General features: G+C 54.0%; 14 protein-coding genes. 7 read left to right on the forward strand and 7 right to left on the reverse strand.

Annotated features, from left to right (window positions below):
• Positions 1–113: 113 nt before the first annotated feature.
• From ACJY2G_RS19580 to sapA, 6 genes are all read right to left on the reverse strand, one after another.
• Positions 114–1316 carry a CMD domain-containing protein gene (locus ACJY2G_RS19580; RefSeq protein WP_430319800.1) on the reverse strand — a complete coding sequence of 401 codons (1203 nt, stop codon included), beginning with the start codon at positions 1314–1316 and terminating at the stop codon, positions 114–116.
• Positions 1317–1569: 253 nt separating this feature from the next.
• Positions 1570–2379 (reverse strand): putrescine export ABC transporter ATP-binding protein SapF, encoded by an 810-nt coding sequence (gene sapF, locus ACJY2G_RS19585; RefSeq protein ID WP_430319799.1) that lies wholly within the window; start codon positions 2377–2379, stop codon positions 1570–1572.
• Positions 2379–3371, reverse strand: coding sequence for a putrescine export ABC transporter ATP-binding protein SapD (gene sapD / locus ACJY2G_RS19590; protein WP_112287905.1), 993 nt, complete (start codon positions 3369–3371; stop codon positions 2379–2381). Before sapD ends, sapF begins: the two co-directional genes overlap by 1 nt.
• Positions 3371–4261, reverse strand: coding sequence for a putrescine export ABC transporter permease SapC (gene sapC / locus ACJY2G_RS19595; RefSeq protein ID WP_112287903.1), 891 nt, complete (start codon positions 4259–4261; stop codon positions 3371–3373). The genes sapD and sapC overlap by 1 nt, the downstream gene beginning before the upstream one ends.
• Positions 4248–5213, reverse strand: a complete 966-nt coding sequence (gene sapB / locus ACJY2G_RS19600) for a putrescine export ABC transporter permease SapB (protein ID WP_129638577.1) — start codon at positions 5211–5213, stop codon at positions 4248–4250. Before sapB ends, sapC begins: the two co-directional genes overlap by 14 nt.
• Positions 5210–6907: an ABC transporter substrate-binding protein SapA gene (sapA, locus tag ACJY2G_RS19605; RefSeq protein ID WP_430319798.1), complete on the reverse strand. Its 1698-nt coding sequence runs from the start codon at positions 6905–6907 to the stop codon at positions 5210–5212. The genes sapB and sapA overlap by 4 nt, the downstream gene beginning before the upstream one ends.
• A gap of 237 nt (positions 6908–7144) precedes the next feature.
• Between sapA and zigA the strand changes: the two genes are divergently transcribed.
• Entirely contained in the window at positions 7145–8332 is a 1188-nt protein-coding gene (gene zigA / locus ACJY2G_RS19610; RefSeq protein WP_430319797.1) for a zinc metallochaperone GTPase ZigA, read from the forward strand.
• A gap of 220 nt (positions 8333–8552) precedes the next feature.
• Here zigA and pspF read toward each other — a convergent pair whose 3' ends face one another.
• Positions 8553–9560 carry a phage shock protein operon transcriptional activator gene (gene pspF, locus ACJY2G_RS19615; RefSeq protein WP_120161816.1) on the reverse strand — a complete coding sequence of 336 codons (1008 nt, stop codon included), beginning with the start codon at positions 9558–9560 and terminating at the stop codon, positions 8553–8555.
• Between the two features lie 233 nt (positions 9561–9793).
• Between pspF and pspA the strand changes: the two genes are divergently transcribed.
• The 6 genes from pspA (at position 9794) to ACJY2G_RS19645 (ending at position 13926) form a co-directional block, all read left to right on the forward strand.
• Positions 9794–10465: a phage shock protein PspA gene (pspA, locus tag ACJY2G_RS19620; RefSeq protein WP_112287897.1), complete on the forward strand. Its 672-nt coding sequence runs from the start codon at positions 9794–9796 to the stop codon at positions 10463–10465.
• Positions 10466–10554: 89 nt separating this feature from the next.
• Complete coding sequence (pspB, locus tag ACJY2G_RS19625) at positions 10555–10782, forward strand: envelope stress response membrane protein PspB (RefSeq protein WP_013576050.1); 228 nt, start codon at positions 10555–10557, stop codon at positions 10780–10782.
• Positions 10782–11141: an envelope stress response membrane protein PspC gene (pspC, locus tag ACJY2G_RS19630; RefSeq protein WP_120161817.1), complete on the forward strand. Its 360-nt coding sequence runs from the start codon at positions 10782–10784 to the stop codon at positions 11139–11141. The genes pspB and pspC overlap by 1 nt, the downstream gene beginning before the upstream one ends.
• A 97-nt stretch (positions 11142–11238) precedes the next feature.
• Positions 11239–11484, forward strand: coding sequence for a phage shock protein PspD (locus tag ACJY2G_RS19635; RefSeq protein WP_120161818.1), 246 nt, complete (start codon positions 11239–11241; stop codon positions 11482–11484).
• A complete protein-coding gene (locus tag ACJY2G_RS19640) occupies positions 11465–12862 on the forward strand; it encodes a YcjX family protein (RefSeq protein WP_430319796.1) in 1398 nt (465 codons plus the stop codon). Before ACJY2G_RS19635 ends, ACJY2G_RS19640 begins: the two co-directional genes overlap by 20 nt.
• Positions 12859–13926, forward strand: coding sequence for a TIGR01620 family protein (locus ACJY2G_RS19645; protein ID WP_430319795.1), 1068 nt, complete (start codon positions 12859–12861; stop codon positions 13924–13926). Before ACJY2G_RS19640 ends, ACJY2G_RS19645 begins: the two co-directional genes overlap by 4 nt.
• The last annotated feature ends 43 nt before the right edge of the window (positions 13927–13969 follow it).

Genomic DNA, 13969 nt, shown 5'->3' on the forward strand with positions numbered 1-13969 from the left:
TTAGTACGACTTGTGGCGGTTAGGGGGCGGGGGTATTTACATTTGGCTTGTCCGGCAGGGGAAAATCCTGCCGGACTGAAACGGAACAGCATGAAGGTAATCGCGGACTGGGCTTACCGGTTCAGGGTATCTCCCAGCGTCTGGATCAGACGGTTTGACCAGCTGAACAGCGCGGCAGTCAGCAGGATATCCAGAGATTGTGTTGCCGAATAACCGGCATCTGATAATCCGTGCAACTGGCGTGCATCAAAACGTTCCGGTGTGCGGGTCAGCGTAATAACGGCATCCAGCAGTGCGGCTTCTTTTCTGTCGGACAGCGTTTTCGACAATGCATCAACTGCATCGTCGCGATGATTTTCTTCGAACAGGGAACCGATAATGGCTTCGTTGCCGTTAGCTTCCAGATACAGACGACCGTGGATCCCTGCGCAATACAGGCAGCCATTTAACTGCGAGGTCGCCACGGCAGACAGTTCACGCCAGGCCGCTTTCGGGCGCTCACCGGCCTGCATCACGTGATTAAAGACGGCTGAGAATTCACTCAGCGCGTCGGCGTCATGCACCAGCAGCGTATAAAAAGATGAAGACCGCGCATCGGGCGCGATCAAATCCAGAACATCCTGCTGATGCTTGCTGGCAGTTTCTGGTGCCACTTCCGGCAGCCTTGATTTCCATTGCAGCATGGCCAGAGAAAATCCTTTCTGCTCGCAGCCTTCAGGCGCAGGGAAGCCGGGGAGCACGGCGGCGGCACGCCCGCGTAGACCATTCACAACGGCCAGCACTCGCGCCTGATAACTGACAAAACCGATCAGCTGCGTAAATGTCACAATATCCCGCGTACTGAATCCGACGTGGCTGAGCTGATCCAGCATGGACAGCGTGATAAGCGTAGGCTGAGTGGCGAGTAACCGGGCGAACTGAGTGATATGAGTCTGGCGGATATTACTTTCACGGGAGGCATCAGGGCTGGAGAGCGGGGCGAGGCGGGCGGCGTAGTGGCTACAAAGTGATTGTACGCCGGTCACCTGCGCAACGGTCAGCGCACTGCTCAGACGGTCATATAAAGAAAGCGTTTCTGTACGCGATACGCTGAGATTATCCGGGAAAAGCAACTCGTAGCAGGCGCGGGAAGCACGCAGAAGTTTCTGGCGTTCGTTGAGCAGCTGGCGAAGTGTCGGATCAAGCTGATTATCCAGCCCGAGCAGAAAGCGATCCTGAACTAACGCAGCATGGGGATCAAGCGGCAGGTGACCATACTGGCTGGATTGTGTTTCATGATACCAGCCGCTGTGCGCGGCCTTGCGTTGTTGTTCCATGAACGGGTCCTTTGCTTCAAGCCTGGCATCCAGGCAAATTATCAGACCCTATCCTTGCCGATACTGTTGTCGATATAAAATAATGTTAAGCGATAAATCATATCTAAAAGGAATAGAAAACGGCAAATATGCCAGAGGAACGGGTTTGGTCGCGAATTTCATCGGCAATTTATCCGATTGCAAAGATAAAAAACGGCGCCCGTTTAAGGCACCGTTTACTATTCAGTCAGTTAATCGCCGCTTCTGCTAGGCGCTAATTTCCATCGCGTCGCCAGGCATCTGCCGTGAGTGCTTCACCAAAGTGACTGGCGATCAGCCTTTTAGTCAGGTCATGCAGCGGTGCGGCCAGCACTTCGGCAGTATTGCCGCGCTCGACCACTTCACCTTCATGCATCACCAAAACCTGATCACTGATGTGTTTCATCATGCCAAGGTGCTGGGTGACATAGATGTATGAAATGCCTTGTTTTTCCTGCAACTCCAGCATCATGTTGATGATTTGCGAACGCATGGACATATCCAGAGACGCCAGCGCTTCATCGGCAACAATCACTTTGGGTTGCAGGATCAGTGCGCGCGCCAGGGCAATGCTCTGCTTCTGACCGGACGCCAGCATGTGCGGATAATAATTCGCGTGGTCCGGCAGCATACCGACCAGCCGCAGGGTCTGGTTGATGCGTTGTTCACGCTGCTGCGCGTCCATTTCACTGTTGAGGCGTAATGGCGCTTCGAGCAACTGACCAATTCTCTGACGTGGATTGAGCGATGTGCTGGGATCCTGAAAAATCATACGGATTTGCTGGCTGCGGAAACGGTAATCGCGAAACGCCAGGGGATGATCATCAATCAGAATTTCGCCGCCGCTTGGTTCAACCATGCCGGAGAGCATTTTCGCCAGTGTCGATTTCCCTGAGCCGTTTTCACCGATGATCGCCAGCGTTTGTTTTTCACGCAGGGTAAAGCTGACCGGTTTAACCGCATCCAGATTCATCCTGCGGAACAAACCGGTGCGATAACGGAACGTTTTGCTCAGATTACGGACTTCGAGCAGGGTTTCACCCATTATTGCTCCTCCATGTTCAGCGGGAAGTGGCAGGCGTAAGCATGTGTTTTTGCCAGACGCAGGCGCGGCGTTTCGATGCATTTTTTCTGCGCGTAAGGGCAGCGTGGCCCCAGACGACAGCCGATCGGCAGATGTTCCAGAGAAGGAATCGCCCCCGGCAGCGTATTCAGCCGGCTTTTATGTGGCAGGGAACGGCCAAAATCAGGCATCGCGCGGATCAGTGCCTGCGTGTAAGGATGATGCGGTGCAGACAGCAGTTCTTCACACGCCGCGCTCTCAACGGTCTGACCGCAATACAATACGTTTATGCGGTTCGCCCATTTACTCATCATTTGCAGGTCGTGGCTGATCAGCAAAATCGTGGTGTTATTGTTCTGATTCAGCCGGGACAGCAGGCGGAAAATCTGTGCCTGTGTGGTCGGCTCCATGGCATTTGTGGGCTCATCGGCAATCAGTAAACGCGGCTGATTCGCCAGGGCAATGGCGATCATCACTTTCTGGCATTCACCTTCAGTCAGTTCGTACGGATAACTGGCCATGATGTCTTTGTGATCTTTAATCCCCACGCGGTGCAGCAGCTCAATGGCGCGTTTTTTGCGCCACTTCCAGCGCTGATACCAGCGGCCTTTATAGGTCCAGCCGGGGATCGCCTGAATTAACTGACGGCCAATACTCTCGGAAGGATCGAGACAGGATTGTGGCTCCTGAAAAATCATCGACACGTTTTGCCCGACCAGTTTGCGTCGCTCGCGTGGCGACAGCTGCAACAGGTCGATGTTATCAAAGCGCATACGGTCTGCCGTCACGCGCCAGTTATCTTTGGTTACGCCGCAGATAGCTTTGGCAATCAGGCTTTTGCCTGAACCAGATTCACCCACCAGCCCGCGGATTTCACCGGCATTCAGCGTCATGCTGACGCGGTCAACCGCTTTGACCGGCCCGTCGGCAGTCATAAATTCAATGGTCAGATTGCGGATATCGAGTAAAGGCATTATTCCACTCCCGCATTAATCGCCCGACGCACACCGTCACCCAGCAGGTTGATCAGCAACACGCTGATGAGAATGGCGGCACCCGGCAGCATGACGGTCCACGGCGCGACATACACCAGTTCAAGTGAATCACCGAGCATAGCTCCCCATTCCGGAGAAGGTAATTGTGCGCCCAAATCCAGAAAGCCTAGTGCGGCAATATCCAGAATCGCCATCGACAAGGCGCGGGTAAATTCAGTTGCCAGCACCGCCACAATATTGGGCAATACGGCATAACGCAGAATCTGCCACGTCGATGCGCCGTCAAGACGTACCGCAACCACATATTCTTTTTCCAGCTCGTCATGTACCGCGCTGTAAATGGTGCGTGAAATGCGTGGCAACAGCGCCAGCCAGACGGCCAGCATCGCGTGCTCGAGTTTCGGGCCGATAAAGGCCACCACTACAATCGCCAGCAGCAGGGAAGGGATCGAAAGCAGCGTATCCAGAATATGGTTAAGAATGGCTGATTTCAGCCCGCGGGTGATCCCCGCCAGCACGCCAATAATAACGCCACACAGCGAGGCCGCGAGGGTAATCACCAGCGCACCACCGATAGTCGGTGCCGCACCTGTTAACATCCGGCTGAGTAAATCCCGCCCCAGATCGTCCGTGCCGAGGAAGAATGACACGTTGCCGTAGCGCGACCATGAAGGCGGCAGCAACTGGTAGCCGAGAAATTGCTGGTCGAGCGCGTAAGGCGCCAGCAGATGGCCGAAAATACACAAAAACAACAATCCGAGCACGCCATAAAAGCCGATCATTGACAGCGTGTCGCGATAGAAAATCCCCCACGTGTGGCGCAGCGGACTGGGTACTTGTTTTTCGCGGTATACATTATCGAAGGGCATACCATTCCTTATGTTTCAATGGATTCATCAATGCACCGAGAATGTCAGAAAGCACGTTAACCACAATCACCAGCGATCCGACCACCATCACGCCTGCGGAAATCGCGGCGTAGTCCTGCTGGCGGATAGCATTAATCAGCCAGCGGCCAATCCCCGGCCAGTTAAAGACCACTTCAGTGATCATCGCCAGCGTCAGCATGGTTGAAAATTGCAGACCGAGCTTAGGAATGATTGGCGGCAGCGCGTTGTGCAGCACATGACGGCGGATAATCGTAAACCGTGACAAACCGCGCGTGGCGGCGGCTTTCACGTAGTTTTTCGCCAGCACATCGTCGGTGGAAATTCGCATCAGACGGATAACTTCCGTCGTCGGCGCAACGGCCAGCGCAGCAATCGGCAAAATCATATGGCGGATGGCACTCATGATCATCTCATGGCGATAAGGTGAATCTGACAGCCACGCATCCACCAGCGTCAGGCCGGTAACGGTTTTCAGCTGATAGAGTAAATCAAGGCGACCGGATACCGGCAACCAGCCGAGTTGCATCGAGAAGAACAGCATCAGCAATACGGCCAGCCAGAATACCGGAATGGAAAAGCCGAGCAGGGCAAGGCTGCTGATCGCCACATCCGGCCATTTCCCGCGCATGACACCCGCCAGAATACCCAGCGGAATTCCCACTATTAACGCCAGCGCAAAAGCCAGCACGCACAGTTCCATGGTCGCCGGGAATACGGCCTTGAGCTGATAGGTAATACTTTCGCCGTTAATACTCGACACGCCAAAATCAAACTGGCAGATGCCCATAAAATAGAAACGGTAAGCATCCCATAATGACGCACCGCGCAACGGCGCGTTGGGCGTAAAATAGCTCAGGCTGAACGCCACCAGGCTGAGAAAGAACAGCGTGGCGATCAGCAGCAATATGCGACGTAACGTGAAGATAATCATGGGGCTTTCCTTCCTTCATCACGACTTTTTTCATCCTCGCTGCTTTTCTCATCTTCACGGAATACGCCAGCAAACGAGGAGTTGCCAAACGGGCTCAGTACCAGTCCTTTGATGTCGTAACGGTAAGCCTGAAGCCGCAGGGAAGAGGCCAGCGGTAACACCGGCAGTTGCTGCTCAAGGATTTTTTGCGCCTGCTGATAAAACTCAATGCGCTGTGAAAGTTGCTGTGACAAAAGCCCCTGACGCAGCAATTCATCAAATTCAGGGTTACACCAGTGAGCATAGTTTGTCTGCGAGTGGATCGCCGCACAACTGAGCATCGGGCGGAAGAAACTGTCGGGATCGTTACTGTCCGTTGACCAGCCTGTGAGCGTCAAATCGTGGTTCATTTCCATCAGCTTCGCTTCCTGGAAACGCCCTTCGACCGGCACAATGGTCACTTTAATCCCGACCTGCGCTAAATCGGCCTGGATCAGTTCGGCAGTTTTTAGCGGACTTGGGTTAAATGACTGGGAGGCCGTCGGTACCCACAAATGCAGATTGAGTTTCTCCTGACCGAGATCTTTCAGTATTTGCTTCGCTTTTTCAGGATTGTATTCCGTGACCTGAGCATTGCTGTCATAAGCCCACGACGCACGCGGCAAAATCGATGCGGCGGTTTCTGCCGTGCCGTAATAAATCGACTGCATCAGGCGCTGATTATTGATAGACAGCGCAACCGCCTGGCGGATACGCGGATCGTTAAGCGGCGCTTTATTGGTATTGAAGGCCAGATACGCGACGTTCATACCCGGACGCAGGGAAAGACGCAAACGCGGATCTTCACGCAAAATCGACAGCTGGCTGGCCGCAGGATACGCCAGCACATCACATTCGCCGGTCAGTAATTTTGACAAACGTCCGGTGCCGCCGACGCCCATATCAATCACCACCTGCGACATACGCGGCGTGCCTTTCCAGTATTGCCCGTTACGTGCCAGACGCACGTACTGACCCGTGCGGTATTCCCCCAGCTGGAACGGGCCTGTGCCTACCGGCTGGCGATCAATTTCTTCTTCATTACCGGATTTGGTGAGATTCGCCGCATATTCCGCCGAAAGCACCGGCGCGTAGTGCGTTGCAAGATGCCAGAGGAAAGAAGCGTCAGGATTATTGAGACGAAACTCGACCGTGTAGTCGTCGAGTTTTTTGATGCTTTTCACTGCGCGGGCAAATTGCAGGCTGTCGAAATACGGATATTCCTCGCCGTTCACCGCGTGATAGTGATTTTTCGGATCCACGATGCGCTGGAAGCTGAATAACACGTCATCAGCGTTCATTTTGCGCGACGGCGTAAACCAGCCGGTTTTCTGGAAAGGCACGTCTTTACGCAAATGGAAACGGTAGGTCGCACCGTCATCCAGCACTTCCCAGCTTTGCGCCAGTTCGGGGATCAGGCGATAGGTATACGGGTCAACGTCCAGCAGACGGTCATATAACTGCGCGGCAAGTGTGTCGATAATCAGCCCGCTGCTGGCTTTTTGCGGGTTAAAGGTATTGACCATGCCGTTCACGCAATAGACAAAGCCGCTCTGGCGAATATCTTTCACCGGCGCAGTGACTGCCGTCGGGCTGGCGTGTGTTGGGGCAGTCTCAGCAAAAACTGCTGTGGACAAGCCGCTCAGTAAAAGCATCCACAAAGTTAGACGACGCATAAAGGCTTCAAAGTTAAGGTGCAATAGCCTAAGTGTACCGTACTCTGCGAGGTACCCCAATCCATTGAGCAAATCAGCGTGTAGTCCTGCGGCACTTCGCGCAAAAACCGTTCGTTTTCGACAAAAAAGTGTCGTTGAAAATAAAACCCTTGAATTTGGATTGCCATTGTTATGTTATATTATAACAATAATCGCAGGCGAAGTATTCCTGCACTTTCCTACGAAAAGAGGTTAACGATGTCCTTACTCCCCGTTACCGTGTTGTCCGGCTTTCTCGGCGCCGGTAAAACGACCGTTCTCAACCATATTCTGAATAACCGCCAGGGATTACGCGTGGCGGTGATCGTCAATGACATGAGCGAGGTGAACATTGACGCCGCGCTGGTGGCCAGTGAAATTACCCTCGACCGCCAGCAGGAAAAACTGGTGGAAATGAGCAACGGTTGCATCTGCTGCACTCTGCGGGAAGATTTGCTGATTTCCGTGCGTGAGCTGGCGCAGGCCGGACGTTTTGATTATCTGCTGATTGAATCAAGCGGGATTTCGGAACCGCTGCCGGTGGCAGAAACCTTCACCTTTGAGGATGAAAATGGCGAAAGCCTGTCGCAGTTTGCGCGCCTCGATACGCTGGTGACCGTAGTGGATGGCGTCAACTTTATGCAGCAATATCAGGAAGCGCGCAGCGTGCAGGAAGCCGGTGAAAGTCTGGGTGATGACGATACGCGCAGCGTGACGGATTTACTCATCGACCAGATTGAATTCTGTAATGTACTGCTGGTCAGCAAAACCGATCTGCTCGACAGCCAGCAGCAGCGCGAAGTGATTGCGCTGCTGCGGAGTCTGAACCCCGATGCGCATATCATCCCGATTTGTCCCGGCAGCCTGCCGGTTGATGCCGTGCTGAATACGCACCGTTTTGATTTTGCTAAGGCGCAACTTGCGCCGGGATGGCTGAAAGAGCTGCGTGGCGAGCACACGCCGGAAACCGAAGAGTACGGCATCAGCAGCTTTGTCTACACCGCGCGCAGGCCGTTTGATCCGGATAAGTTTTACCGCGTGGTGCATGGCGACTGGGGCGGCGGCACTTTACTGCGGTCGAAAGGTTTCTTCTGGCTGGCGACGCGTCCGCGTTTTGCCGGGCAATGGAGTCAGGCGGGCGGAATTGCGCGTTATGGTATGGCGGGGATTTTCTGGCGGGCGCTGCCGGAAAGTGACTGGCCTCAGGACGAGGAGACCCGCGAACATATTATGGAAAAATGGGTGGAGCCGTTCGGCGATATGCGTCAGGAGCTGGTATTTATCGGTCAGCATCTGAATAAAGAAGAGATTATACGGCGCCTGGATGCGTGCCTGTTAAGCGAAGAACAGATGGCGGAAGGCATCGAAAGCTGGGTGGCGATGGCCGATCCATTCCCAGAATGGTAGTCCTTAATGACGTTAAGGGTGTTCAATAAGTAGCCATAACGTCATTGTGGTAATGAGAAATATTCTCAACAAAGTGCTTTACAGACGATACTGAGAACCATTATCATTCTTTTCACCGGACGAGAGGCGACCCGCCAGGGCGTTAATCGCGAGGTACGACATTGCTCACATTGCTTCCAGTATTACTTAGCCAGCTCGGGTGCTGGCTTTTTTTTGCCTGTCATTCAGGGACTTCCTGCGCGTTCACCTGTATCCCATGCTTCTTTAACATCCCGCGCAACTGATGATACGTCACGTTCAGCAGTTCGGCTGCCTTGCGCTGATTAAACCGCGCCTGCCGTAAAGCCTGTTCAATCAGATTTTTTTCCTGTTCCGTCACCCACTGTTTGAGATCTAACGGTAACGCCGGCAGATTGTCGTGCTGACGGGTATCTGCGGGCTCCGTAGCAGAAGTGCGCTGTGCAAACGGATTCAGGATAATGTTATCGAGCGGAAAATCGCTGGTGCCATGGCGGTACATCGAGCGTTCGACGACGTTTTTCAGCTCGCGGATATTGCCCGGCCAGCGGTAGGCCATCAGCGTCTCACGCGCATATTCCGTAAACCCGGGGAATAAAGGCAGCGAAAGTTCCCGGCACATTTGAATGGCGAAATGTTCCGCCAGCAACATGATGTCCTGCTGACGTTCGCGCAGCGGCGGCAACTGCACCACATCAAATGCCAGCCGGTCGAGCAGGTCGGCGCGGAACTTACCTTCTGCCGCCAGTTGCGGTAAATCATCGTTAGTTGCGCACACCAGACGCACATCCACCTGCAACGGCTGGCTGCCGCCGACGCGCTCCAGATGGCCGTATTCAATCACGCGCAGCAGTTTTTCCTGCACCAGCATTGGCGCGGTCGCCAGTTCATCGAGAAATAACGTGCCGCCGTCCGCACGTTCAAACCGCCCGAGGTGGCGTTTCTGCGCGCCGGTAAATGCGCCCGCTTCGTGGCCGAACAGCTCGGAATCGAGCAGGTTTTCATTGAGCGCCGCACAGTTGAGCGAAATAAACGGCCCCTGCCAGCGGGGCGACAGATAATGCAGACGGTGCGCGATCAGTTCTTTACCGCTGCCGCGTTCGCCGGTGACCAGCACCGGCTTGTTCAGCTTCGCCAGTTGTGAGACCTGTTCCAGCACTTCAATAAAGGCGTTGGCTTCGCCGAGCAAATTGTCTGTGTTATCCGTCATTTGGCATTCCTTGTGTGGTGAAACACACTAACTCTTAGTGAAAATAATCATCTCTAAAAACAAGCATAGCAGAGACGCAATTAAAAAATTCAATTTATTCAGAGAGATAATGTTTTTAAAAAGTTGGCACGGATCCTGATATAGGTTTATCGCCGCAGTTGAAAAGTTTTCTGCGGATTTGACCGGTAATCATTTGGCCGGAAACCAAACAGAAACAAAGAGGAATTTCGATTATGGGTATTTTTTCTCGCTTCGCTGACATCATTAACGCCAACATCAACACTTTGCTGGATAAAGCTGAAGATCCGCAAAAACTGGTTCGTCTGATGATTCAGGAAATGGAAGACACGCTGGTGGAACTGCGTTCGACCTCCGCCCGTGCACTGGCAGAAAAGAAACAGCTGATCCGTCGTATCGATCAGGGTGAAGCCCAGCAAAATGAATGGCAGGACAAAGCCGAACTGGCGCTGCGCAAAGATAAAGACGATCTTGCCCGTGCGGCGCTGATTGAAAAGCAAAAACTGTCCGAGCTGGTGACTACGCTGAAAAACGAAGTGACTGTCGTAGAAGAAACGCTGGATCGTATGAAGTCAGAAATTGGCGAGCTGGAAAGCAAACTGACCGAAACCCGTGCGCGTCAGCAGGCGCTGACCTTACGTCATCAGGCTGCGGCCTCTTCACGTGACGTTCGTCGTCAGCTCGACAGCGGTAAAATTGATGAAGCGATGGCACGTTTTGAGCAGTTCGAACGCCGCATCGACCATATGGAAGCGGAAGCCGAAAGCGTCAGCATTGGCAAAAAGAAATCGCTGGATCAGCAATTTGCTGAACTGAAAGCTGACGATGAAATTAGCGCACAGATTGCTGCCCTGAAAGCTAAAATGAACGGCAACCAGGACGCATAATGTTTGCCATTAAACCTGCCTGTTCGCAGGCAGGTTGTTGCAGGATAAACGCCGTAACCGGTAATAAAAAAGACTCATAAGGAGAGACAATGAGCTTCCTGTTTTTAGCTATTCCGCTGACCATTTTTGTTTTATTCGTGGCGCCCGTCTGGTTGTGGCTTCACTACAGCAATCGCCAGCAAAATGGCAGTCAGCTTAGTCAGCATGAGATGCAAAATCTCACCAGTCTGACCCATGAAGCGCAACGTATGCGCGAACGTATTCAGGCGCTGGAAGAAATTCTCGACGCCGAACATCCGGGCTGGAGGCAATCATAATGGCGACCCGTCTGTCTGAGAAAAAACTCTATCGCGTGCCGGAAGAGGGCGTGATTAAAGGCGTACTGGCCGGGCTGGCGCACTATCTGGGCGTGCCGGTAAAACTGCTGCGAATCATGGCCGTGCTGTCGATTTTCTTCGGTTTATTCATGTTCACCGTCGTGGCGTACATTATTCTCAGCTACGTGCTGGATCCGGTACCGGCCAGCGAATATGAAGATGAAAATGCACCCTCGCCGCGTAACTTGCTGGAAGAAGCTGACCGCGAACTGAAGGCCAGCGAACAGCGTTTACGTCAGGTAGAGCGCTACGTCACCTCGGAAACTTTTGGCGTACGCAGCCGGTTCCGTCAGCTTTAATTCTTTACCTGCAATTCTTATCAACCACTTTGCCTCTGGCTGCCGGACGTTGCTCCGGCTGCTATTTTCTTTCTCACCTCCCGCTTAAGGAATCTTTATGACCCGTTACCTGAATTCCTCGCTGCCGGGTAAGCGCAGCCTGTTTTCGAAAATACTGAACATCGCGCTGACGCTGGCGCTCACTTTCGGTCCTGCCGGACTGGCAGCACGCGTGCTGGGCGTGGTGGGAAAAGGGCCACTTCGGTATGTTTTAGCACTATTATTAGAACCGTTATTCAAACGTATTCTTACCGCGCTGTTTGGGCGCTACGCCAGGGAGAGCAATGAAAAGACTACAAGATGAGTTTAATTCACTGATCAATCGCGGCATGGACAGGCATCTGCGGCTGGCCGTCACCGGTTTAAGCCGCAGCGGAAAAACCGCTTTCATCACCGCCTTCGTTAACCAGTTTTTACATATGCACAGCGGCGCACGTTTACCGCTGTTTTCGGCTGCCCGTGAGGAACGTCTGCTCGGCGTGAAGCGCGTTCCCCAGCGTGATCTGGGCGTGTCGCGCTTTGCCTATGATGAAGGGCTTGCGTCGCTTTATGGCACGCCACCCGCGTGGCCAACGCCAACCCGTGGTGTCAGCGAAATTCGCCTGGCATTGCGTTACCGTTCCAACGATTCCCTGCTGCGTCACTTCAAAGATACCTCCACGTTGTATCTGGAGATTGTCGATTATCCCGGTGAATGGCTGCTGGATTTGCCGATGCTGGAACAAAACTATCTCGACTGGTCACGCCAGATGGCGGGGCTGTTGCAGGGTGATCGTGCAGAATGGGCGAAGCCGTGGCTGACGCTGTGCGAACAATGCGATCCGCTGGCACCGGCGGATGAAAATCTGCTGGGCATGATTTCACAGGCCTACACCGATTATCTGGTGCGCTGCAAAACCGAAGGTTTGCACTTTATCCAGCCGGGACGTTTTGTTCTGCCGGGAGATATGGCCGGTGCGCCCGCGCTGCAATTCTTCCCGTGGCCGGAGCTAAACCGCTATTCCGATGCGCAACTGGCGCAGGCGGATAAAACCAGCAATCTCGGTATGCTGCGTGCGCGTTTCGACTATTACTGCCAGCACATCGTGAAGGGTTTTTACAAAGATCACTTTGTGAAATTTGACCGCCAGATTGTGCTGGTGGATTGTCTGCAACCGCTCAACAGCGGTCCGCAGGCTTTCAACGATATGCGCCTCGCGCTGACGCAACTGATGCAAAGTTTCCATTACGGCAAACGCACGTTGTTCCGCCGTTTGTTTAATCCGTGCATCGACAAACTGATGTTTGCCGCCACTAAAGCCGACCACATCACCGGCGATCAGCACGCCAGTCTGGTGTCTCTGTTGCAGCAACTGGTGCAGGAAGCCTGGCAGAACGCCGCTTTCGAAGGCATCAGCATGGACTGCGCCGGTCTGGCGTCGGTTCAGGCGACGGAAACTGGCATGGTGGAATATCAGGGGCAAAGCTTGCCCGCGCTGAAAGGCCACCGGTTGCAGGATGGCGCGCCGCTGACGGTGTTCCCCGGCGAGGTGCCTGCGCGTCTGCCGGGACATGCGTTCTGGCAAAAACAGGGATTCCATTTTGACGAGTTTCGTCCGCGTGAAATGAGCGTGGATACGCCGTTGCCGCACATCCGTCTGGACGCGGTGATGGAGTTTTTACTGGGAGATAAAATGCGATGAGCGAACCAATAAGACCGCGTATCGATTTTGAAACGGAATTAAAAGCCCCGGCCGAACCGGTGATCAAACCGGCACTGGCGTTTGACGAACAGATTTCAGAACGTTTTATTCCGGTCACTGCTGAAACCGATGAACAGCAGGAAGAAGGCGAAGCCGAAGCGGTGCTTAACCGTGCGCTGAAACCGCGCCGCAGTTTGTGGGGTAAAATTGTGCGGTTGGGCGTGGCGGTGCTGGGGATCAGCGTGGTCGCGCAGGGCGTGCAATGGGTTCACGAGGCGTGGATCCAGCAGGACTGGGTGGCACTGGGTGCCTGCACGGCGGGCGGGCTGATTATCCTCGCCGGTGTCGGTTCGGTGGCTACCGAATGGCGGCGCTTGTACCGCCTGCGTCAGCGCGCCGATGAGCGTGATGAGGCACGTGAATTAATGCACAGTCATGGTTTAGGGCAGGGGCGCGCATTTTGCGAAAAACTGGCAGCGCAGGCCGGACTGGATGACAGCCACCCGGCATTACAACGCTGGAAGGCGTCATTGCACGAAACGCAGAATGACCGTGAAGTGGTCGAGCTTTACGCGCGGTTAGTTCAGCCGGTGCTCGACGCACAGGCACGGCGTGAAATCAGCCATTCGGCAGCCGAATCGGCGCTGATGATCGCCGTCAGCCCGCTGGCGCTGGTGGATATGGCCTTTATCGCCTGGCGCAATCTGCGTCTGGTCAACCGCATCGCCGTGCTGTACGGCATTGAACTGGGTTATTACAGCCGCATCCGTTTGTTCCGCCTGGTGCTGCTGAATATGGCATTTGCCGGCGCGTCCGAGCTGGTGCGTGAAGTCGGTATGGACTGGATGTCGCAGGATCTGGCGGCGCGTCTTTCCGCCCGTGCGGCGCAAGGTATCGGTGCCGGATTGCTGACTGCCCGTCTGGGTATCAAAACCATGGAACTCTGCCGTCCATTACCATGGCTGGATGGCGATAAGCCAAAACTGGGTGATTTTCGCCGCGAGCTTATCGGCAAGTTAAAAAACAGCATGGTGAAGAGCGATAAAACGAAAGCGGGTGTTTGATTCTCACTGATATTTTCCAATGATAAAAAAAGCCCCCGCGTGA

The organism is Rahnella sp. ATs2, assembly GCF_051851855.1.
In the GTDB taxonomy this organism is placed as follows: domain Bacteria; phylum Pseudomonadota; class Gammaproteobacteria; order Enterobacterales; family Enterobacteriaceae; genus Rahnella; species Rahnella variigena.